Here is a 23,809-nt window from a genome sequence, read left to right as displayed (position 1 = left end):
CGAATATATCTTCCGTTTCAAGCTGCTCCATTAAAGTTCTACAGCATGTCCACCATCAAAGAAGTACAGCCACTTCCGATCTACCTTGCGTCCCAAAATATCTTCAATCGCCCGGCCATACAGCTCCAGCTGAAAACGATAGTTTCTGGTCAGTTCGTTTAATCCTCCGCGATGTTCCAGCACCCGGTCCGTTTTGTAATCCAGCAGCGTAAGCTCACCGTCCACCTCGTAGAGGCAATCAATGATCCCCTGTACAAGTACGGTTTCATTCTCGAGCGAGGCCTGTAGTCCGCTGTCTTCATCCAGGGATTGCATTCCCACATTCGATGACAGATGCTGCACCCATTCGGCGGGAGAATGCTCTGCTGGAAGTCCATAGATAAAAGGAATCTCCCGTTTTACCCAGTCAGCTCGCAGCAGCTCCGTGCCTGGTTCCGTCTGAAAGAATTGAGCCAAATGTTCAGGTTCAATCACTTCTGCCTGATAAGGCAGCAAAATCTGAAGTGTGGTCAGTCTTGCAAGCGTCTGTTCCACAATCGCGGCATCCACATTCGTTCCATCCAAAGGTAAATGCTGCATCAACGTATGATACACGGTCCCGCGCTTAGCCCCCGTCAACTGTTTCTCTTCCATAAACTTCGGGCGGCGCAGATGCAATTTGAAGGAATGCTCAATCGTGACATCCGTCCGGCCATGATGTGTCTCACTGACCTTATGTTCGGACTGCGGGTTTTCGAGAACCTCCGCATCATCCATTTGTCTTTCCAGCTCCTCCATCACTTGGAGAGGTTGATGGTCCTGTATCGCAAGCATTGTCTTTAACTCTGAGACGGACGTGCTCGCAGCCACCTGGGTTGCCGCTTCATATGGATACGTCCATGATAGGCGCCGCTCTACGTTTTGCATCCATTCGGTTTCCATTCCGACCCCATCAACCTTCACATCATCTCGTGATGGCTCATCTGGTAAATCTCGATCCATCTCGCCATGGATTGTGGAGGGATGTAAAATCACCGGTTTCACAGCTTGTAGAGCTTTCATTCGTTCTTGGCGAGCTTCTGCCAATTCGTCTTCCTCGCCATGTTTTGAATCCACAAAGGTCTCTCTCGATACCCAGTCGGCAGACATGACTGAAATGCTCCAGCGTGATTCATCATCCATCAGACAAGTAGCATAGGAGTCTTGTACACCAGCCAGTTCGCGTAATGAAGCCGCCGACGGATGACGAATTAGAGACGGTCCGATCCAATCCAGATAGCTTCGTCCTGCCACGAGCAGGTAATCCGGCAGAATCAGTTCCGAACTGTCTTTGATCTGTGACCAGGCGGCTGCCTTTTTGGCAGCATCCTTAACTGTCCCAACCAGAATCATTTTCTCCTTGGGCCGAGTCAGTGCGACATACAGTACCCGCATCTCCTCAGCCAGCAGCTCAAACTGGGCTCTGCGTCGAATGGCGAGATTAGCCAGTGTGGGATAAGCCACCCTATTTTCCCGATCCACAAATCTTGGACCGAATCCAAGCTCCTTGTGCATCAAGAACGGTGCATTCAGATCCTGCTGGTTGAACATTTTGGAGATGCCAGCCACAAATACAACCGGAAACTCCAAGCCTTTACTCCGGTGAATGGTCATGATTCGGACCGCATTGTCCTGTTCGCCCGATCCCGCCACTGTTCCCAGATCCCCACCATTCTCACGAAGTCTGGAGACATAGGTCAAAAAGCGGAACAACCCCCGATTCGACGTCGATTCTTCATATTGTCGTGCACGGTCATACAGGGCTTTCAGGTTGCTTTGACGCTGTATACCTCCCGGAAGACCACCTATCCAGTCCAAATAGCCAGTCTCCCTGTATATACGCCAAATGAGTTCACTTAGGCTGCCTTGACGTGCCTCAAGCCTCCATTGCTCCAGCTGGCCCATAAAATGAAATAATTTCTGCTTTAAATCCGTCCCTGCATTGACTGAGTGCTCTCCTGGATCATGATAACCATCCTTTTTGCTATCCTCATGCAGAGATTGCTGCTCAGATACCACTGACTCTGCTGTAACAGCAGCCTCTTGCTTGGCCTGTTCCAGTTCTGTCCAGATTTCCGGCCATTGCATCTGTACTGCAGACGAATCATCATTGGTCACTTGCCCGATCTGAGCAGCAGATACAACTGCATCATAGAAAGACTGCCTTTTATCCCCCAGACGGATTTGTGCCAAATCCTCTTCATTTAAGCCCACAATCGGTGAACGAAGGACTGAAGCGAGCGGAATATCCTGTCTTGGGTTGTCCACGATCTGAAGCAGGGATAACATGATCTCCACTTCCGTTGCCTGAAAATAACCCTTGCTCTGCTCCCCTCCGGCCGGAATTCCCTGCTGCCTGAATTCTTCGATCATTAACGGAGCCCACATCAAGGCAGAGCGCAGCAGGATGACAATGTCGCCGTAACGGGCAGGACGCATTGTTTTTAACGCCTTATCATACACATTCAGCGCAGGCTGATCAGTATCACCAACGATCTCCCGAATGCGCCGAGCCATGGCCCTTGCTTCCAGTTGAGCCGTTTCCAGTTCGGCACTTTCCAGTTCAGCCGACGCCAGGTGATCTCCATTTTCATCTACACTCTCCCCCAGATCCGGGCCTCCCCCTTGTCGGTCAATCAGAAGCAGTTCCGGTGTATAAGCCTCATCTCCCTCGGTTTCTGGTGGAAACGAAGCTCCATAGGCAAGCTGGGCCCGTTCGTCATAAGCGATCTCAGCTACACCCTCATTCATGAGCTGCCGGAACAGCATATTTACCGAATGAACCACTTCAGCACGACTGCGGAAGTTTCGTGCCAGGTCAATGCGTCTGCCTGCACGCCGCGTGCTTGCTTCTCCTTCATCACTTTGGGTGCGAGAGTCGTATTGACGATATTTATTCAGAAATAGTCCAGGTTCAGCCAAGCGGAAACGGTAAATACTCTGTTTCACATCTCCTACCATAAAGCGATTGCCCGGATTCTCCCTGGAAATTAGCTTTACGATATCTTCCTGAACGGTATTGGTATCCTGATATTCATCCAGCAGCACTTCATCGAAACGCGCTCTGTATTCCATTGCTGCATCTGAAGGCATGGAGAGCTCTGGCGTGGAATCCTCATGACGCAAAATGTGAAGACAATAATGTTCCAGATCGCTAAAATCAACCTGCCCACGTTCTTGTTTGGCCAGCTTGTAACGTTCGCCGAACTCACTTACAAGTTTGGACAGTTCCTGCATGAGCGGAGCAGCCTGCTCCAGCTCCTTCCAGAAGGAAAATGCACTCCGGCCAAAGAGCGAGCCTTTCAGATCGGTGATTGCCTTTTTTGCAGCCTCCCGAAGTTCCTTCACTTGTTCCTGCAGAGCCGGATCGGTTTGATCCTTTTTGCAGGGCTTCAGCTTGCCAAAAGCTGCGGGCTGAAATACTTCAGGCAGTCTCTCCCATGGCATAACCTCCACGGCAGACAGGAGCTCCTCCACCATGGCCAGATCTTCCTTTAAGGTATCCGCATACGGTTTTGGGCCTTCCGGCTGCAACGCAATGCCAATGCCTTGACGCAAGAGCCCCGCTGCACCGCTCAGGGTAAGTGCGGCATCACGTAAAATGCTCTGTACCCATGCTGAATGACCAAGGGCCTCTACGCTTTCAACTTGAAATGCAGACGCCATTCCCGCGAGCCAGTGATCCGGCCAGGAGTGACTGCGCGAGAAATCATACAGGCGCTGCACAAGCCGGTGCATGGCATCATCGTTCCGTTCACCGCTGAACCAGTCCACAAGCTCACGGAATGTGCTGCCTTCGCCTTCTTCCCCGTATTTATCTTCAAACAGCTCTTCCAGGAGCTCCTGACGCAGCATTTCGGCTTCATTCTCGTTCAATATTCGAAAAGCCGGGTTAAGCGGAATTTGCTGATAGTAACGGCGGATGACTTCCATACAAAATGAATGCAGCGTTGTGATTGAAGCTCGCCCAAGCAGCGATAACTGTTTGCGCAGATGCTCTTCCTCAGGTTCTTCCTCGAGTGCACGTTCAAGTGCTTCCCGAATACGCTGCTTCATCTCAGCAGCAGCCGCCTTCGTAAAGGTAGCCACCAACAATCGATCCACACTGAAACCACGAGAAGGATCAGCTATTTTACGAATAATCCGTTCGACCAACACAGCTGTTTTACCCGATCCCGCTGCTGCAGCAACGAGAATGTCTTCACCACTCTGGGAAATTGCACTCCACTGGTCATCGCTCCAGAAGCTGCCTTCCGGTTTTGGCATATTCGTCATGACGTCTCCCCTCCCTTGTTGTGTGACAGCATGTCCCAGATTTGCTGTTTGCCCGGTTTGGACAACAGATTATATTCATTGCCTTCAATATTCTCATCAAATTGACAAACAGGTTTAAACGGACAGAATGTGCATGCAACCTCCTGCTGAATGCGATAAGGCTCTATGGCCACATCCCCATCCGTAATGCGGGTCCCGATCTCCCGGATATTGCCTCGAACAGATGCGAGCAGCGTGTCCCACTGGTCTGGCGTAGCTACCGCTGCGCTGCTATAGAAGCTGCCGTCCGCCTTGAGTGCAACAGGAATGATGGCCGAGTAGCCTTTATCCAGCGTGTTATCCATCTGTGCAATGGCATCACGATCTGCCAGAAGCAGGCCCTTCATTTTGAATCGTTTCAGCAATTCCTGTCCCGCCTGTTCTGAGGTCATGCCGTTCGCAGATTGCAGCAATGGGTTATGCACATGGAAATACAATGTTCCCCCAGGCATCGCCGTTTCTCCCAGCCACTCTTCGGCAGCACTAAGCAGTACTTCCAGATACGTAAGCATCTGCAGGGACAGTCCGTAGTACACTTCATGCAATTTGAGATCCGTCTGGCTTGATTTATAGTCAATTACCCGAAGCAAAAGTCCATTTTCTCCCTCGGCCACATCAACCCGGTCAATCCTGCCCACAATCTCCATCACACACCCGTTCTCCAGTTCGAAACGAAGAGGCGGCAAGGGTTTGCCAGGCCCAAAGTCCAGCTCAAGACCAATAGGTTCAAAACTTCCCCGTCTGGATTGCTCACCCAAAATGACCGAAGCCCGGCTTACAATATCCTTCAGTTTGCGGAAAATGTAGCCGTAACGCTTCGTGCTAAGCAGAATCTCGCCCTGAAGCTGCGGGGCGATCTGATCCACCGTTTGCTCCGCTTCCTTGCGGCATTGTTCCGGAGAGAGGCTGCCCCAGCTGCGGTTCTCTTCACGCAGTCGTATCGCCAGCTGACTCAGGGCAGCATGGAACAGCTGCCCAATGTCCGGAGCTTGAAGACGATATAACTGACGCTCTTTCAACCGTAATCCGTGCGAGGCAAAATGGGAGAATGGACATGCCACGAATCGTTCCATTCGCGAAACGCTTGTCCGCACCTCCGTGCCATACAATCGGCGGCTTGTCGAAGTGCGCAGTGGCAATGCACGATTGCGATAAAAAATGGAGCCCAGCAATCGCTCCAGCTGAGGTCTGAGGCTCTCATTGGTGCAGTGCCAGTTGTAGACCGACCACCAGAGTTCAGGAATCTCTTCACCCCTGCGCCATCTGCGCAGCTGCCCAATCAGAACCGACAGACTCTGCTCTGGATGAATAACGTAAGGCCAGTGAGCTTCTTCCAAACCCGTTACTGGCGGCTGTGCAAGAAGCGGCGTTTCATTCAATCCGAACATTTTTCGTACATGTCTCATGATTTCCGAAGGCAAAAGCGTTTTGCCCTCATCATCAGCCACAGGGTAACTTAACCACAACTGCTTACTTGCAGCAGTCAAGGCGGTATAGATCAGGAAACGCTCGTCCAGCATTCGTCTTGTTGTTCCAGGTCCAAGGCCGAGACCTCTTTCGGTCAGCAGCTCCCGCTCCTGCTCCGTTAACACGCCATCTTCCTGCGGCACAGCCGGGAGTTCACCGTCAACGGCTCCCAGAATGAATACATACTGGATATCCTGCAGCCGTGTCCGGTCCATGGAACCGACCAGCACCTGATCCAGCGCTGGCGGAACAAGTCCTAGCTTCAGCTCAGTCAACCCCGTCTCCATCAGGCCCGCAAACAGATCGATGTCCAGTCGTTCCGCTCCCATCATATCTACCATCTGGTCCAGCAGATCCAGGACAGCTCCCCACATCTGACGATGTTCCCGCGAACGCTCCGGGTCGCCCTGAGCTGTTGCCTCAGCAGACATCATATCCAGCTTCCAGGGAATTTCTGCGTCTTCGAGCAGTCCGTATAGTGCAGCACACTGTTCTCTTGCCGTCTTGGCCTTGATCATGCGTTTCTCAAACGCAGCCATCGGACCCGTAATGACCGTTCGGCATTTTTCCATGAGCGACAGCATTTGTTCCCGCCCTCGGCTTCGGCCGTCCTGTCCATTGTCTTCCAGAGACAGACTCGGGACGTATTTCCAAGGCTTGCCGTCGGTCCAGCGGTATCCGTGAATTCCACACGCGAGTATATAATTTTCGAGCTGGTCCATATCTTCACGAGTGATGGAACCATCACGAGGAAGCAGCAGATCCGTTTTGACACAGCGAAATACATCTTCGTAACGCCAGCGGCGACGAACGATATCAATTGCAGAACGAATAAATTCGGAGAGCGGATGATGAAGCTCACTTCTTCTGCGATCCAGGAAGACTGGCACGTCATAGTCCCGGAATAACGGTTCGGCAATATCGGCATAGGCATCCAGCTGACGAACGAGTACGGCCATGTCCCGGTAACGCACGCCTTCCTCCTGTGCCAATCTGCGTATTTCACGCAGTGCACCTTCCATCTCAGCCCTGCGATTTTCGGCTGCGTATAACTTCACGCCCGCATCGCGGCCATCACTTTTCCAACGAACCCTTCGGTCGAAACCAGATTCCAGATGGGCCAAGCCAGGGCTGTGCTCATACCTTGGCAAAACAGCCGGCTGCAGCACTGTCGTTTCGCTCAAGACTCCCAAATCATCTGCCATACCTTTGAGACGCGCATATGCACTCGCTGTTGGATGGAACAGATCTAATTCGCTGGGCAGCGCCCCGTGATCATATGGCCGGTCCAGGGTCAACGTAATGGTAACTGAAGAGGACTGGAGCATCAGTCTTCCAATTACGCTCATTTCCTGTGGGGTAAAGCCCTGAAAACCGTCAATCCAGATTTGTGCATCCTGAAGAAGCTCACTCTCTGCCAAACGTTCGTTCAGTTCTGTCAGCGTGTCTTCATTATCGATGTAGAGTTCCGTTAGTTCCTGTTCATAATCTCGATATATAAGAAGCAAATCATGTAACTTGTCACCCAGGATCGGTGCTGAAGAAGACGTATTCCAAGTAGAAAGACCTTCTTCCAACAAGCCGGGATCTAGTTCATAACGCTTAAACTCACTGTACAAATCATTCAAATGCCCTATAAAGCCCAATTGATTGCCCGAAGCGCCAAAAAGTTTCAACTCTTCCTTGCGCCGCTGTAGTACTTTATAAAGCAGCATCTTTTTCCCCTCGGCTCCGATTGGAATCCGCGCAGAACCACCCGCTTCCTGCATGATACGATAGGCTAATCGGCGAAAACCCAATACTTCTGCACGCACAGTGCCTTTGATCGCGCCAGAAGAAACCAGAGCCTGCTCGGTGCGAAACGAGCTTTGTTCCGGAACCAACCATATGAGTGGTTTGCCTTGAGGTTCCTTTTGAAGCAAAGACGTAATTTCCCGGGTAATCAGCGTCGTCTTGCCGCTGCCTGCCCGGCCAATAATAAAGCGTACAGACATGTCTAATCCTCCAAACCATCACGAACAAGATTTTAATTCCCAGTATAACATATCTGACCTGGTTCGGAACATACGTTTGCCACAATCCGGTAAAGGCAAATGATTTCCTGTAACACGAAACAAGCCCACAGCTTATTACACCGTGGACTTGTTTATTAACGTCAACTTTTAACAAAATGACAGATCAGTTTGTTTTGCTGCGCACTTCAAAAATGGCAAATTTCAAGTAATGCCCTTCATCTACACCCAAAATTTGCGGGTGATCCTTGCCGGCAGCTTTCCATTCAATCAGGCGCAGTACCTTGCCCGCATCTTCGGCAGCATCCGCAATCGTTTCCAGGAAGAGATCGGGACGCATATGATACGAACAGCTCGCTGTGACCAAATACCCGCCTTCATTCACAAGCTTCATGCCATGCAGGTTAATATCCTTGTATCCACGGCAGGCGCCTTTGACTGCTGATTTGGTTTTGGCAAAGGCAGGTGGGTCAAGAATGACCACATCAAATGTTTTCCCGCCGCCAGCTGCAAGCGCTTTGGAGGTATCCACTTTCTGTTCGGCAGCCCGTGCACGTACGGAACGCTCTTCTACTCCCTTGACCTGTTCACGTAAATACTGAAAGGCGTCAGCGACAACAAATTCTACCCGATCCGTAAAACCATTCAATTCTACATTGGTGCGGGCACTTTCAATAGCATGCTCTGAAATATCCAGGCATGTGACTTTTTTGGCTCCATATTTGCAAGCATTCAACGTGAAGCTGCCCGTGTGCGAGAAGCACTCCAGCACAGTAGCCCCATCCCAATAGGGGAAGGTTACCACTTTACCACTTTTATTTACAGGCAGCAGCTGATGGCTTCCCTCTTGTTCCACTTCCTGCAACGTAATTCCGCTTTTATAGCCCCAGCCCTTCATAAGCGGTTCAATTGCCGCCCGATTCTCGCGCTGGTCGAAGAAATAGCCTGTTTTCTGGCCTTCCACGATATCCACTTTAATAAGCAAGCCATTTTCGGTTACCGTCACATGACGTGGGCACTCCCCGTACAGCGGTCCTTTAGTCTGCTCGAGTCCTTCCAGCTCCCGAATCGGCACATCACTGCGCTCATAGATTCCTTCCGGCTGCATCACTTCAATCAGAGCCTGTACGATGGCTTCACGGCAGCGATCCATTCCCAAGGTAAGCAGCTGCACAACGAGAACACTGCCAAAACGGTCCACGATCAGACCCGGCAAAAAATCAGCTTCTCCATAAACGAGGCGATACGCCTCTCCATCCTGGATAAAACGTTCCCGGTGACGCAGGCAGTCGCTGAAGCGAGCGGCAAAAAAGGCGGTGTCCATCTGCTCAAACTCCAGCAGTTGATATGAAACGACTCTCACAGTAATCTGTGAAGCCGGGTTATAGTATCCTGTCGCCAGATAACGACCTTGATGATTCAATACGTTGACCAGATCTCCCGGTTCGGGGTTACCGTCAACAGAGGCAATTTCGTTGTTATATATCCATGGATGAGCATGTTCAAGCCGCTTTTTGCGACTGCGTTCCAGTGTAACCGATGGCAAGGTAAATCCACTTCCTTTGTAGTTAGTTAGTTGAAAAGATAGGTTTGGTGCAAATGGAGACCGCTGCGGGGACGGATTGGTCTTCCGATCGCTGTTATCCCTGGATTTTTTTTGATTCCCTTTTTACAAAGGGAAAATCCAGGGATAAACGCGAACGCTTCGCTTCCTCTGATCCAATTCCGTCCCCTCCGCTCCGTTTGCACGAATCACCGTCTCTTTTGAATGGTGAGGTGAATAGGTTAAAACCCAATCCTAAATTACGAAAATGGCAAAGTATATGTTGCCGCTACGGGACGGATTGGTCTTCTGATCCAATTCAGTTCGCACCAATGATCTCCGGCTGTCATGGTTGTCCTCTCTTATTCATAAGATGAGATAACGACTAGGCACGGAAGGAATGATGAAACGGGATGTTCAGAGATATTGTGCTGCCGCTCATATATGGGCTAATTATCTTTTTTGGTGGAATGAAACTGATGGAAACGGCCTTGCAGCGAATGGCTGGGCCAATGCTGGCCGGGTGGCTTAACCGAGCTACTTCGGCTCCATGGAAAGGCATGGCTTTCAGTGCAGGAGCCACGGCAATACTACAGAGCAGTACCGCCGTTACGGTGCTCACCATTGGTCTCGCGAATGCAAGATTAATTACCTATGGTCGCACACTAGGCATTATTCTGGGCACGAACATCGGTACATGTCTGACAACCGAGTTGATTGGGTTACAGATTGGACGTGCTGCCCTGCCCTTGCTAGTCATTTCTCTTACAGGTTGGGCTGTCTTTGTTGTTCTTAGTGAACGCAATCAAGCAGCCCCCGAACACACCCGAAGATTCCTAATTAACTCACAATACAGCTTTCTTGCAGCTGCCGGTTTTGCTTTGGTGATGACCGGCATTCAAGTCATGCAATCCATCGCCGTCCCCCTGCGCAGCATGGGCGTATTCCAGTGGTTTTTGGATCGCTCGGCTGACAGCCTGTGGTGGGGGTTTCTGGCTGGTGCCTGCCTTACAGCTCTCATTCATAGCAGCGCAGCTGTCATCAGCATGGCGATTACGCTGGCGGCTACTGGAGTGCTGCCTGTGGAGATTGGTATTGCCATTGTGATCGGATCCAACGTAGGGACTTGTATCACGGCTGTCATTGCAGCTGCTGGCGGAGCATCTGCGGGCAAATTCGTTGCAGCCTCCCATGTTGTATTGAACATTGCGGGAGCCTTGCTTTTTATGCCGCTGATCGGGTTGCTGCATGCAGCTTCAGCTTGGCTGTCAGCGGACTACGGGGCACAGATTGCGCATGCCCAGACCCTTTTTAACATCATCAGCTCACTGCTTGCATTACCCCTGTGCTATCTGCCAATCTGGCACAAAAAACCACCGGCCTCCGCTCCATCAGCGAAATCGCCCGCGGCATGATGCTTGGCTCCTCTACTTGGAAAAAAACCAAGCATCGCCCTACGGCAAAGCACTATACGTTAATGCCCAGCTTGTTCAGTGCCACGCGCAAAATGTTATCGTTGTTGTCGTAACCGTTCTGCTGCTGTCTTGACCAGGCCTCTTCTGGTGCGTACCAATCGACTCCCTTGATCTCTTCGATCTGCGGCTGCAGGTTTCCGCTCTCTGCTTCAACCAGATAATAGTGAACTTCCTTGTCTACCGGGCCAAATTCAACGTGCTGATATGTGTAGGCAATGATATCGACAGGCTCCACAATTCGGCCGACCATGCCTGTCTCTTCCAAAATCTCGCGCAAGGCGGTTTCCTCTACCGTTTCCCCTGCTTCCATCTTGCCTTTGGCAAGTGTTGTTTTGCCATAACGATCAACAATAAGCTGAATTTGAAGACTGCCGTCTTCCCCTTTACGATAGACTACACCGCCTGCGGATATTTCCTTTTTGTTCATTCTGGTTTCCCCCGTTCACAGATATGTCTTGCCTTTAGTTGAAAAACAAGGACCTCATCTCCCCGGGTACGCTCCCCAAGGAAATGAAATCCTTGTTTTACTGACGCCTCGATTACATCGCTGCGGACTTCAGATTATCTTCCAGTACACGAACCAGCGTAGCCTGGCTTTCGTTTACACCCGCTTCGGTCACTTTGACGCGGCACACTTTACCGATCATGTCCGTAGAGCCATCGAATACGAGCTGAATGTAGTTATCGCTATAACCATGCAATTTCCCGCTGCCTTCACGGCCTTTGGCTTCACCTTCCGGAATGACATCCAGAACCTGACCTACAAATTTCTGTGCATAAGCCAGCTGCATTTGTTCAGACAGGTCGATCAGTTCATGCACACGGGCATTTTTGACTTCTTCATCCACCTGATCTTCCATTCGGGCAGCCGGTGTTCCTGTACGTTTGGAGTACGGGAATACGTGCATCTCCGAGAAACCGATTTTTTTCATTAATTCATAACCGTTACGGAACATTTCGTCTGTCTCACCCGGGAAACCAACGATAACGTCCGTTGTAATAGCCACATCCGGCATCGCTTCACGAATACGAAGCATTTTGTTGTAAAATTCTTCGGTTGTATACTTGCGACGCATCCGTTTCAATACGGTGTCATCGCCTGCTTGCAGCGGGATATGGAAGTGACGTACCAGCTTGTCCGAACGCTTAATGACATCCAGCATCCGATCATCGATCTGGCTCGCTTCAATGGAACTGATACGAATCCGTTCAAGGCCTTCCACTTTATCCAGATCCCACAGCAGATCAGTCAGATCGTAGTTCTCCATATCGTCACCATATCCACCGGTGTGAATGCCTGTCAGCACAATTTCCTTATAACCGGCATGTACAAGCTGGTGAGCTTGCTGAACTATGCTGTTTGCTTCCCGGCTGCGGGAGAGCCCGCGTGACCATGGAATGATGCAGAACGTGCAGAAGTTGTTGCAACCGTCCTGAATTTTCAGGAATGCACGCGTACGATCCGCGAAGTCCGGCACATCCATCTCCTCAAACACACGAGTTTTCATAATGTTCCGTACGGCATTGACTGGCTGACGGGACTCCTGAATTTCGCGAACATAAGGTAAGATTTTATCCCGGTCCTGCGTTCCGATGACGAGATCCACTCCAGGAATGTCGAGAATCTCTGCTGGCGAAGTTTGGGCGTAACAGCCCGTAACTGCCACAATCGCATCCGGGTTGCGACGAATGGCACGACGGATGATTTGACGGCTCTTTTTGTCCCCAGTATTCGTTACCGTACATGTATTAATCAGATATACATCTGCTGTCTGTTCATCGAAGTCCACTTGTTCGTAACCTTCATTTTTGAACAATTGCCAGATCGCCTCTGTATCATAAAAGTTAACTTTGCAGCCCAAGGTGTAAAACGCCACGGATGGCATAATTACATTCCCCCCATTTCTCCGGATTCATATAAAACACAAGTCAGCGCTGCCATCCCTGCGGTCTCGGCACGTAATATTCGCTTGCCCAGCCCAACGGATACCGCGCCTGCCTGATCAGCTTCCAGCGTTTCTCTTTCGGAGAACCCGCCTTCAGGTCCAACCACAATCAACACGTCTGCAGCCGCATCAGGTGCGAGCTGTTCAATAAACGGTTTCAGCGCATCGCGCAGCTGCTTGCCGTTCTCCTTTTCATAACAATAACATACCAAACTGTAGCCCTCAAAAGAAGACAGCAGCCCTTTCCAGGAAAGTGGCTGCTCGACGGATGGAATGCGATTCCGATGACTTTGTTCAGCGCGCTTCCTTGGCAATTTTGCGCCACCGCTCCAACCGTTTGCCTTCTTTCTTGGCATCATATTGGACAATCGTCCGTTCCGAGAGGAAAGGTACAAAGGCTACCGCTCCGATTTCGGTACATCTCTGAATAACCGTCTCCATCTTGTCACCCTTCGGCAAGCTCTGGGCCACCGTTACGCGAATACGGGCTTCATGGTCCATTTTCAGAGATTCCACGATATTTGCCGTTACCTGGCCAGCTTCGATGCTCTCAATCTCCACCAAAGCCTCACGACTCTGTCCATCACTGACAATCAGTTTATCTCCAGGCTTGCCACGCATCACTTTACCGATATGGCGCGCATCATCTCCCAGAATGACAACAGAATGCTCTGTAAGCTGTTCTGCAGATACAAAATAACGCTGCATGGGTTTATCCACCTATTCTTTCCTGTTATGACTGGCATTCACCCTGCCGTGCGGCAGGCGTGAATCCAATCGCCACAGATGATCATACAACTTTTATGTCCTTCTGACCAGCATTTCAGTCCAAAAAACCTTGAATCCAAACTTATCAAAAGAAGCCCAAAATCAAATACGAGAAATCCACATACATGTTATATGCCAACTGGTATAAAGGTTGGATGGTTACTCTTTGCAAAGGAGGAATGATCAGAATTAGTAGAAAGATGAAAATGGACCATTGCTCCACTCCTTGAAGCTTGCGACTGATGGACGGTGGTAAAATATCTTCAAGAATTCGATATCCATCCAAAGGTGGCAGCGGGATCATGTTAAACAAAAACAGGAAAAAGTTCGTCAGGTTAAACATGTAAAAGAATGTGGAAATCGCCGTGAACAGCCGTTCATTCTCAATCCCGCCCATGACGCCAGAACCTACCAGCGAAGCGTATATAATCGTTCCGACAACAGCTAGCAGCAAATTACTGAGCGGTCCAGCAAACGATACAATGACACCCATTAATCTTGGTTTGTCAAAATTCGCACGGTTGACCGGAACAGGGCGCGCCCAACCGAACCCGGCAATGACAAGCAGCAGTACACCAAACAAGTCAAAGTGAACTACTGGATTAAGGGTGACCCGACCCAGCAGCTTGGCGGTCGGATCCCCAAATTTATTGGCAAAGTACGCATGTGCAAACTCATGTACAGTGAAAGCAATCAGAATGGTCAGCAGGAAAAACGGGAGCTGATCAATGGGATAACGAAAGAACGAATTCAGAAAGTCCATTCGTTACCTCTTTCTGGCAACATAAGCCAGCCAGTCCTCATCACGGTGGACCGCACTAATTTCAAAACCGGAAGCAACGAGTGCATCATGCACAACCTGCTCTTTATTTTTCCAGATCCCTGAAGCAATATAGACACCGCCTGGTTCCAGTGCATTGTATACATCATCAATAAACAGCATAATAATCTCGGCCAAAATATTGGCTACGATCACTTTCACAGGCAGCTGAACACCTAATGCAGGATCTTGGCTTCCAAGAACAGATAGGAGAATCACTCTCTTTAACCGTAACTTGCTCCTCCAGGCCGTTCAGATGCACGTTCTCCTTCGCACTCGAAACTGCAACCGGATCAAGATCCAGTGCCAGAACATGCTTTGCACCCAGCTGAATGGCACCGATCGCCAAAATACCTGAGCCCGTACCCACATCAATGACTTCCTCGCCGCCCTGAATTACCGTTTCCAGCGTCCGCAAGCATAGGGAGGTTGTCGGATGTGTACCTGTACCAAAAGCCATACCTGGATCCAGCTCGATGATCTTCTCTTCCGGACTTTCGGGTGTGTAGTCTTCCCATGTCGGTTTGATCGTCAAACGATCGGATACGCGGACCGGCTTGAAGTACTGTTTCCATGCGTTAGCCCAGTCATCTTCATCCACCGTACGAACCTCATACCGAATCTCACCCGCATCAATATCAAATTCGGAGAGCTGCTCAATTCTCGGGTTAACTTCTGCTTTAAGGGCTTCCATGTCCGTACCTTCCGAGAAATACCCTTTAATCACAGCCAAACCTTCTGGAATATCATTCAAAGGCAGCTCATACCACTGGCCATAAGACGTATCACGTTCTTTATTTAATGTGCCAGATTCTTCGATCGAGACCCCTCCAGCACCTGCTTCATGCAAAAAATTCGAGATCATTTCCACAGCTTCTTCTGTGGTATGTATTGTTAGTTCATGCCATAACATACTTGATTTTTCCTCCTCATTTTTCAAACATCCCAATCATTGTACTACACAAGGGAGCAGGAGCACAAAACCGTTCCTGAGATTTAAAGCAAAAAAACAGGACACCCGCAGCTAACTGCTCGGATATCCTGTTTCAAATTATGCTAAAAAAAGGGAGAACCTTCAGCAAAAACGCCCACCATTCTGGGTAATCATCTCTGCCGCCTGAGGGAGATAGTCGCTTGGTAATGAAACGGTCAGTAGGATCTCTTGCCCAGAAGGAGCGGATGCACGTTGTTCTTTCATATCCGTGACCTCGCCATTGGACAACATCTCAGGTTCATCACTGATGAGTGCAAGCACATTCAGTTCGCCACTGAATCCCCCTGTTATAGCTGTAGGTGCTTCATCCATACGCTCCTGCGGTTCTGTGTCTCTTGCAAGCGACTCGCTCGCAAGGCTCTCGATGCTCAACTGATTCGGATGCAGCAATGCCAGAGCTCTTCGTGCAGATTCGGCTTCCGACCAGCTGGTGAATACCGCCTCGATGGTTACAGCCGAGCGTTCTTCATTCATGAAGCTCCCGTCCCTGACGACGATCAGCCGCTTCACTGCGCCGGAGTGCCTCTACGTCATCATGGTCCGCGACCTCAGCACTGAATTCCACATCTTCGTTTTTAGCGGATTGCATCCGTTTCATCTTTTCCGTTTTGGTTAAAATCTTGCCTGGGCGTTCGTGTTCAGCCATCGTTATAATCCTCCCTCAAAATAAGTAAGTTAGTCCGCTTATTTCTAGATCATTCCACCAGCTTGTTCAATAATGGATAACGCTCGGTGATGAACCGCTTCGTCAACCACAACTGTTAACAATACATCTCTGCCGGTTGGACCTTCTTGTCCACCATCACTCATGCCACTTGCAGAGGGATCTGCTGCGGCCATGATTCCCGCTGTTGCATTCGTACCAAGCGCGCCAGGTACCCATGATGAGAAGCTGCCGGAAACTCCTGGAGTATAGGAAGCGCCACTGGGTCCAATACCTGCGTAACGGCTGAAACGATTAATGGACAGGTCTTCCACACGCAAGGCTTCCAACTTTTTGGCTGCCCCCTCGGCCTGCTCCGGACTATGAAAATAGGCCAAAATGTTTTTTTCGGTCATTCGGTTCACCTACTTCCCAATATTGCGCATACAGTTATGCATGATCGTTCTCGCCTTGCTATCTTTCCGCAGTATTGCTCATATTATGCAGAAATCTCCCATGTGGGACACCTATATGGGTAGCTAATGTCATGTAATGAAGGAGCAGCACTCAAGCTTGAATCTTATGTATATGAAAAAAGGACACCACGGCATTAATCGCTGTAGTGTCCTTACATATGTTATATGTCGATGCTCAATCTCCGCGGAAAGCCCGTTTCACCCGGTCAAAGAAGGATTGTTCATGTTCATGGGTTTGCTCTCCATCCAGTGCAGCGATTTGACGAAGCAGATCTTTCTGCTCATCATTCAGCTTGCTTGGTGTGACTACAACCACTTTTACATGTTGATCCCCTTGGCCCATGCCGCGCAAGCGTGGAACTCCTTTGCCTTTAAGACGGAAATACGTTCCGGTTTGTGTACCCGCTGGAATTTTCAACTTCACTTTTTCAGTCAACGTTGGAATCTCAATTTCGTCACCCAATGCTGCCTGAGCAAATGTAAGCGGAATTTCACAGTAGATATCATCGCCTTCACGCTCAAAGAAATCATGTGATTTCACACGAATGACGATATACAGGTCTCCTGCTGGTCCCCCTCGCAGACCACCTTCACCTTCACCAGTCATGCGCAGTTGAGCGCCGTCATCCACACCTGCTGGGATGCGAACGTGAATTTTGCGCTGCTTGCGGACTTTACCACTGCCGCTGCATGTTGTACATTTTTCTTCAATGATTTGACCAGAACCATTACAGTTCGAACAAGCACGACGATTGACCATGCGGCCAAACGGTGTATTTTGCACGACTTCCTGTTGACCGCTACCTTGGCAGACCGAACAAGTCTTCGGCTTCGTACCCGGTTTGGCACCTGAACCATGACATGTATCACAGCTTTCGGTACGCGGAATGGTAATGTCGGTTTCTTTGCCAAACACCGCTTCCTTGAATTCAATGGTCATGGTGTACTGCAGATCATTTCCCCGCTGCGGAGCATTCGGATCACGTCGTCCGCCGCCACCGCCAAAGAACATATCGAAGATGTCGCCAAATCCGCCGCCGCCGAAATCACCGCCACCGCCGAAACCACCCTGATTCGGATCGATATGACCATACTGATCATACTGAGCCCGCTTCTGGCTGTCGCTGACTACATCATAAGCTTCTTTTACTTCCTTAAACTTGGCTTCCGCATCTGCTGCCTTGTTTACGTCAGGGTGATACTGACGGGCAAGCTTACGGTAGGCCTTTTTGATTTCCTCGTCGCTTGCATTTTTGCCAACGCCGAGTACCTCATAATAATCTCGTTTTTCAGCCACTCTTCCACCCCCATAACATTCACCTTATCGCACATCGTGACAAAAGGAAAGTCAAAGCACGGAAGACCCGGCTATGACTTTCCCCTCGATCCGAACGTCACCGATGATTAATCCACGAAAAACCGTGAATTAGTTTTATTTTTTATCTTCATCCACGACTTCGTAATCAGCGTCTACGACGTTGTCACGTTTAGCGGAACCTTGTTGCTCTTCAGCACCTTGAGCTGCTTGCTCTTGTGCCTGTGCTTGCTCATACAGTTTAACGGACAGTTGTTGAACGATCTCTGTCAGTTCTTCTGTAGCTGCTTTGATATCTTCCAGGTTGTCGGAAGCCAGCACGCCTTGCAGTTTTTCTTTTGCAGCATTGGCTTTCTCAACTTCGCCAGCATCTGCTTTTTCGCCAAGATCTTTGATCGTTTTGTCCACAGAGTAGATCAGTTGATCTGCGCTGTTTTTCGCTTCAACGAGCTCTTTGCGTTTTTTATCTTCTTCAGCGTGCAGCTCAGCATCTTTCATCATTTGTTCAACTTCAGCATCGCTCAGACCGCTGGAAGAAGTAATCGTAATTTTTTGCGTTTTGTTCGTACCTTTGTCTGTTGCAGATACGTTAACGATACCGTTGGCATCAATATCGAAGCTAACTTCGATTTGCGGAACACCACGTGGAGCTGGTGGAATATCTCCCAGCATGAAGCGTCCGAGCGTTTTGTTGCCAGCTGCCATTTCGCGTTCCCCTTGCAGGACATGGATCTCAACGCTTGGTTGGTTGTCTGCATATGTGGAGAACACTTGGGACTTGGATGTAGGGATCGTTGTGTTGCGCTCGATCATTTTGGTAAATACGCCACCTGCAGTTTCGATACCCAGGGACAGTGGAGTTACGTCGAGCAATACGACGTCTTTTACGTCACCTGTCAGTACGCCCGCTTGTACAGCTGCACCCAAAGCTACAACTTCATCCGGGTTAACGCCTTTGTGAGGCTCTTTACCAGTCAGTTTCTTGATCGCTTCCTGTACCGCAGGAATACGCGTGGAACCACCAACCAGAACGATTTTGTCGATATCATTAGCAGTCATGCCAGCATCGCTCAGTGCACGGCGAGTTGGTTCAAGCGTACGCTCAACCAGACCAGCAGAGATTTCTTCAAATTTCGCACGGCTCAGGTTCAACTCCAAGTGCTGAGGAACGCCGTCAGCTACAGTGATGAACGGCAGGGAAATTGTTGTAGTCAATACACCGGAAAGCTCTTTTTTCGCTTTTTCGGCTGCATCTTTCAAACGTTGAACCGCTGCTTTATCTTTGCTAAGGTCAATACCTTGATCTTTTTTGAATTCACTTACGAGATAATCGATGATGACTTGGTCAAAGTCATCGCCACCCAGTTGGTTGTCACCACTAGTCGCTTTAACTTCGAAGAAGCCGTCACCCAGTTCAAGGATGGATACGTCGAATGTACCGCCACCCAAGTCATATACGAGAATCGTTTGGTCTTCGGATTTCTCCATACCGTATGCCAAAGCTGCTGCAGTTGGCTCGTTGACGATACGCAGAACTTCCAAACCTGCGATTTTACCTGCATCTTTGGTTGCTTGACGTTGGCTGTCATTGAAGTAAGCCGGTACCGTGATAACCGCTTGTGTTACCGTTTGGCCAAGGTAAGCTTCAGCATCGGATTTCAATTTTTGCAGGATGATGGCAGAGATCTCTTGTGGAGAATAGTCTTTGCTATCGATTGTTTCTTTGTGGGAAGTACCCATGTGGCGTTTGATCGAGATGATCGTACGATCCGGATTCGTGATTGCTTGGCGTTTAGCTGTTTCACCAACAACGCGCTCTCCATCTTTTTTGAAACCCACTACGGATGGGGTTGTACGTGCGCCTTCCGGGTTAGGGATAACGACTGCCTCGCCGCCCTCCATTACCGCTACGCAAGAGTTGGTTGTTCCTAAGTCAATACCGATTACTTTGCTCATCGGAAAATTTCCTCCCTCAACTATTTAAAATGGATCAGGCTGATCCTTATTTGCAGTTCTTCCTTATCGTGCTCTATGTGTGTATACCTTTATATTAAACCTCGTCACAGCTTACATCCCCATGGAGCAAGACCCATTATTCTGTAACCAAAATTATGAGCTGACTTTAACCATGGCTGGACGAAGTACTTTATCCTTCAGCATATAGCCTTTTTGGACTTCCTCCACAACGGTACCTTCTTCATACTCGTCGCTCTCCACTTGCATAATGGCTTGGTGGAATTCAGGATTAAACGGCTGTCCAACCGTGTCCATTGCAGTCAGACCTTCATTGTTCAGCACCGTTTCCAGCTGGCGGAAGATCATTTGGATGCCTTTGGAGAAAGATTCGGACTCCGTACCTTCCGGCACAGTAGCCATGGCACGTTCGAAGTTGTCAATAACCGGCACCAGTTCGGTGACCAACTTCATTGAAGCATACTTCGCCAGTTCCTCTTTTTCCTTTTGAGTACGGCGACGGAAGTTATCAAAATCAGCTTGAGCACGGACAAAGCGCTGCTGTGTTTCCTCAACCTCTGCCTTCAAACGTCCGAGCTCATCTTGCCCCTGATCTGCCATCTCCTCAGCCTGCGCTTCTGCAGCTCCTGCTTCGTTAACAGGTTCCTGGCTCTCGGCCGCTGTCGTTTCCTGCTGTTCCTGTTCTTCTGCTGCGAATGATTGCTCCTCTTTCAAGATGTTCACCTCCTTATACTAATGAATTCGTTCAATCCCGTATCCTTATGGCTTGCGGCATAGTTCCTATTTGAAGCGATGCGTTAGCATAGCCGTTAAATCACGAGATAATGTATTTAAAATATGAATGACACGTGCATAATCCATCCGTGTGGGTCCCAGTATCCCGATTGATCCCAGAGCTTCTCCATCCAATGAATAGGATGCAGTAATCAAACTGCAGTTGGCGAAGGCTTCATGATCATTCTCGGTGCCGATACGCACCTGAATACCTGGTCCACCCGGTACAGGCATCATTAATTTCATGAGTGTTGGTGTCTCATCCAGCAGGTCAAGAATATCTTTTACCTTTTCGACATCTTTGAATTCCGGTTGGGTTAACATATTCGTTGCACCACTAAGGAAAAGACGGTTATCATGTTCGTTGTCAAAAGCACTGTTCAGCACCTGCATAACTTCCTCGTAGCGTGAAATATGCCGTTCCATCTCTTGCCCCAGCTCGGTGTAGAGGCGGGATTTCAGCTTGTAGATTGGCACTCCAACCAGTTTGGCGTTAAGCAAGTTAACCACTTTCTCCATCTCGGCTACCGAGATCTCCGGAGGAATTTGAACAGTCTTATTCTCCACTTGACCCGTGTTAGTCACAATAATAGCCACGGCCGTATTTTCATTTAGCGGAAGCAGTTGAAAATGGCGCAGCGATGTGTGAAACACTTCGGGTCCAAGCAGGATTGAAGTATAATTGGTCATGTGCGACAAGATGACTGATGCATGCTGAATCACTTGCTCCATGACATTCAGTTTTTCGGCAAAGAATGATTTTAGATCATCCAGCTCTTGCGGCTCCACCTGATTCCAGGGAACCAAATGATCGACATAATATCGATAGCCTTTATGCGAAGGGATACGGCCTGCCGAGGTATGCGGCTGTTCCAGAAAACCCATATCTTCGAGATCCGCCATTTCATTACGGATCGTAGCCGGACTGTATCCAACATCTCCCCTTTTGGAAATGCTTCGGGACCCTACGGGCTCAGCTGAACGGATATAGTCATCCACTATAGCGTTCAGAATCATACGTTGACGCTCTGTTAACATGGTGAGTATTCCCTCCTTCTGACTGTACCGTCCCATGTCGTTAGCACTCCGGTTAGATGAGTGCTAAGCGGTAATACAAAAATACCAAACTGACGTGAAGATTGTCAAGTCAGTTTGATGAGTGCACTCATCTATTTTTAGACTATTCCTGGCCAGTCATAACAGTGTCAGTCACTTATTGCTATAAAAGAAAAGGACCCTGCTCAGACGAAATTTACATTCTTCCGAAGCATGTGGTCCTTCATATTTTATGCAGATACATTCAATTCCTTCAGCACCGCGATCTCATCACAGCAGTCCTGCTTGCTGCAATGAACACAGTCTGTCCACACTTTTTCCGGGAATATCTCCTTGTTCACCACGGCAAAGCCATTTTTGAGGAAAAAGGAAACTTCATATGTCAGGGCCATGACCTTGGGGATTTGCTGCTTCTCAGCTTCCTCCACCAAACGGTCCAGCAGCAAGGAACCAATACCCATGCCTTTATGTCCTTCGGAGATGCCAAGCGATCTGACTTCCACCAGATCATTACCCAGACGGCACAGCGAGCCGCAGCCCACTACCTCACCGTTCACCTCGGCTACAACAAAGTGTTCCAGCTGCCGATGCAGTACTTCCCTTGATCGCGGAAGCATGATCCCACGTTCAGCATATCCCTTAATCATTTCAAACAATGGTTCAACATCTTCCGGCACGGCTTTTCTGCATATCGCCGACATCCCGTCTCCTCCTATACAAGCTTTCCAGAGGAAAGCTGACTTCGTAGTTTTTATCCAACACGCTCTGTAAAATCAATATGAATAAATATACAACAGAGTGTATGGAATTTCAAGCTACGAATTCAGCGATATCGACCCGATAAACTCGGCAAAAACGTCATTCCCGAACAGAATCCCCTGTTCACTGAGCCGGAAGCCGTCTGACGTCCGTTCAAGCAGTCCTGCATTCAGCATTTTGCCAAGCGGCTTAGCAAACACGTCTTCCATGGATTCTCCAAACTGTTCACTGAACCGCGAAGCAGATGCACCCTCCAGCATTCGAAGTCCAACCATTAGATAATCTTCCATGGCTTCCGCACGGCTGATCTCAAAATGGTCCAGGCGAGGCAGTCCTGCGCGGGAAGCTTCGACATAAGGATTTATACCTTTAATATTCATATGACGCTCACGGCCCACGTATCCATGCGCACCGGCTCCAAGACCATAATAGTCCTCATTACGCCAGTACGTAATGTTGTGTCTGCTCTCAAATCCGGGTTTGGCAAAGTTACTGATCTCGTATTGGCCATATCCCGCTTCTTTCATTCGCTTCATTAATAGAAGATACATCTGCAGCTCATCATCCTCATGAGGGAGCGGCAGTTGATTTTTTTGATACAACGTATGGAACAGCGTATTCTCTTCCACTTTCAAACTGTAAATGGAATAGTGAGGCAAACCCAGTTCAAGCGCCTTATCAATACTCTCATTCAGCATTTCCACGGTTTGATTAGGTAAGCCAAACATCAGGTCGATGGACAGATTAGTCAATCCTGCCTTGCGGGCATTCTCCAGACTGCGGTATACATCGTCCGTATTATGAATCCGTCCAATGCCTGTCAGCAGGTCATTTTGAAAAGCCTGTACGCCGAAGCTGACGCGGTTCACTCCGCCTTCTTTCATCACGGCAAGCTTCTCTGCATCTGTCGTCCCCGGGTTAGCTTCCATCGAAAATTCAATATCGTCCGCCCAATTCGGGAAATACGTTTTAACCGACCGCAGGAACACGGCCATTTCGTCCGGCTTCAGAGCCGTTGGTGTGCCACCGCCAACAAAAATGGTTTTTATCTCTCCTGGCGGATTGGCTTTGACGGTATGTTCCATCTCTCGCTCCAATGCCTCAAGGTACTGCATTACAGGCTGGTCCTTCAGTACATAGGAGTTAAAATCACAATAGAAGCATTTATTTGTGCAAAAGGGAATGTGAAGGTACACCGCTTGGGGTGCACCTGTTTTCCGGCTGTGTGCTGCCAATGTCATGGCAAGTCCCCCTCTATTTGAAAAAAGGAAAGCCATCCGGCTTCCCTTTCAGCTTGGTTTATTTAGTATTCTGCAATTCACTTTTGATACACACACTCTGTGATGTACCTCAAATTAAATTGCTTAACGCATTCTCTGATACACAACGTATTGTTGTACCCAGAGATTGCGTGTGTTTAATTCAATTTTCATACACACAACTGTGTGCTGTACC

General features: G+C 49.2%; 16 protein-coding genes and 2 pseudogenes. 1 reads left to right on the top strand and 17 read right to left on the bottom strand.

The genetic code is table 11. The features are described from left to right. Positions 1 to 30: 30 nt before the first annotated feature. From addA to ABIC22_RS17810, 3 genes are all read right to left on the bottom strand, one after another. On the bottom strand, positions 31 to 4,293 hold the full coding sequence (gene addA, locus ABIC22_RS17820) for a helicase-exonuclease AddAB subunit AddA (protein WP_354482792.1): 4,263 nt from the start codon (positions 4,291 to 4,293) through the stop codon (positions 31 to 33). Further along, entirely contained in the window at positions 4,290 to 7,793 is a 3,504-nt protein-coding gene (gene addB / locus ABIC22_RS17815) for a helicase-exonuclease AddAB subunit AddB (RefSeq protein WP_354482789.1), read from the bottom strand. Before addB ends, addA begins: the two co-directional genes overlap by 4 nt. Before the next feature lie 184 nt (positions 7,794 to 7,977). Continuing rightward, positions 7,978 to 9,357 (bottom strand): class I SAM-dependent rRNA methyltransferase, encoded by a 1,380-nt coding sequence (locus ABIC22_RS17810; RefSeq protein ID WP_354482786.1) that lies wholly within the window; start codon positions 9,355 to 9,357, stop codon positions 7,978 to 7,980. A gap of 410 nt (positions 9,358 to 9,767) precedes the next feature. Between ABIC22_RS17810 and ABIC22_RS17805 the strand changes: the two genes are divergently transcribed. Further along, positions 9,768 to 10,769, top strand: coding sequence for a Na/Pi cotransporter family protein (locus tag ABIC22_RS17805; RefSeq protein WP_354482783.1), 1,002 nt, complete (start codon positions 9,768 to 9,770; stop codon positions 10,767 to 10,769). 52 nt (positions 10,770 to 10,821) lie between these two features. Here ABIC22_RS17805 and ABIC22_RS17800 read toward each other — a convergent pair whose 3' ends face one another. From ABIC22_RS17800 to hemW, 14 genes and pseudogenes are all read right to left on the bottom strand, one after another. Further along, complete coding sequence (locus tag ABIC22_RS17800; protein ID WP_127537744.1) at positions 10,822 to 11,256, bottom strand: NUDIX hydrolase; 435 nt, start codon at positions 11,254 to 11,256, stop codon at positions 10,822 to 10,824. Between the two features lie 112 nt (positions 11,257 to 11,368). After that, on the bottom strand, positions 11,369 to 12,715 hold the full coding sequence (gene mtaB, locus ABIC22_RS17795) for a tRNA (N(6)-L-threonylcarbamoyladenosine(37)-C(2))-methylthiotransferase MtaB (RefSeq protein ID WP_127537743.1): 1,347 nt from the start codon (positions 12,713 to 12,715) through the stop codon (positions 11,369 to 11,371). Between the two features lie 2 nt (positions 12,716 to 12,717). Further along, positions 12,718 to 13,483, bottom strand: a pseudogene (locus ABIC22_RS17790) (RsmE family RNA methyltransferase). Between the two features lie 145 nt (positions 13,484 to 13,628). Then, positions 13,629 to 14,306, bottom strand: coding sequence for a site-2 protease family protein (locus ABIC22_RS17785; RefSeq protein WP_127537741.1), 678 nt, complete (start codon positions 14,304 to 14,306; stop codon positions 13,629 to 13,631). Between the two features lie 3 nt (positions 14,307 to 14,309). Further along, positions 14,310 to 15,276: pseudogene (gene prmA, locus ABIC22_RS17780) on the bottom strand (50S ribosomal protein L11 methyltransferase). A 162-nt stretch (positions 15,277 to 15,438) separates the two neighbouring features. After that, a complete protein-coding gene (locus ABIC22_RS17775; protein ID WP_354482778.1) occupies positions 15,439 to 15,831 on the bottom strand; it encodes a hypothetical protein in 393 nt (130 codons plus the stop codon). Beyond that, positions 15,824 to 16,003, bottom strand: a complete 180-nt coding sequence (locus ABIC22_RS17770) for a YfhD family protein (RefSeq protein WP_095289850.1) — start codon at positions 16,001 to 16,003, stop codon at positions 15,824 to 15,826. The genes ABIC22_RS17775 and ABIC22_RS17770 overlap by 8 nt, the downstream gene beginning before the upstream one ends. A 44-nt stretch (positions 16,004 to 16,047) precedes the next feature. Then, positions 16,048 to 16,416 (bottom strand): hypothetical protein, encoded by a 369-nt coding sequence (locus ABIC22_RS17765; RefSeq protein ID WP_095359515.1) that lies wholly within the window; start codon positions 16,414 to 16,416, stop codon positions 16,048 to 16,050. Positions 16,417 to 16,651: 235 nt separating this feature from the next. Continuing rightward, the gene (gene dnaJ / locus ABIC22_RS17760; RefSeq protein WP_095359516.1) at positions 16,652 to 17,773 is read right to left on the bottom strand and encodes a molecular chaperone DnaJ; all 1,122 of its coding nucleotides are present in this window, start codon (positions 17,771 to 17,773) and stop codon (positions 16,652 to 16,654) included. Positions 17,774 to 17,908: 135 nt separating this feature from the next. Next, positions 17,909 to 19,747, bottom strand: a complete 1,839-nt coding sequence (dnaK, locus tag ABIC22_RS17755; RefSeq protein WP_095289845.1) for a molecular chaperone DnaK — start codon at positions 19,745 to 19,747, stop codon at positions 17,909 to 17,911. A gap of 153 nt (positions 19,748 to 19,900) precedes the next feature. Further along, positions 19,901 to 20,479 (bottom strand): nucleotide exchange factor GrpE, encoded by a 579-nt coding sequence (gene grpE / locus ABIC22_RS17750; protein WP_127537737.1) that lies wholly within the window; start codon positions 20,477 to 20,479, stop codon positions 19,901 to 19,903. A 66-nt stretch (positions 20,480 to 20,545) separates the two neighbouring features. Then, positions 20,546 to 21,577, bottom strand: a complete 1,032-nt coding sequence (hrcA, locus tag ABIC22_RS17745) for a heat-inducible transcriptional repressor HrcA (protein WP_127537736.1) — start codon at positions 21,575 to 21,577, stop codon at positions 20,546 to 20,548. A 248-nt stretch (positions 21,578 to 21,825) separates the two neighbouring features. Further along, a complete protein-coding gene (locus tag ABIC22_RS17740) occupies positions 21,826 to 22,296 on the bottom strand; it encodes an N-acetyltransferase (protein WP_095289839.1) in 471 nt (156 codons plus the stop codon). A 114-nt stretch (positions 22,297 to 22,410) separates the two neighbouring features. Further along, positions 22,411 to 23,595 carry a radical SAM family heme chaperone HemW gene (gene hemW, locus ABIC22_RS17735; RefSeq protein ID WP_095289838.1) on the bottom strand — a complete coding sequence of 395 codons (1,185 nt, stop codon included), beginning with the start codon at positions 23,593 to 23,595 and terminating at the stop codon, positions 22,411 to 22,413. Between the last annotated feature and the right edge of the window lie 214 nt (positions 23,596 to 23,809).

Source organism: Paenibacillus sp. PvP094 (assembly GCF_040546835.1).
Taxonomy (GTDB): Bacteria; Bacillota; Bacilli; order Paenibacillales; family Paenibacillaceae; genus Paenibacillus; species Paenibacillus illinoisensis.
Note: the sequence above shows the minus strand (reverse complement) of the source record. Positions and strands in the feature narration are given on the sequence as shown.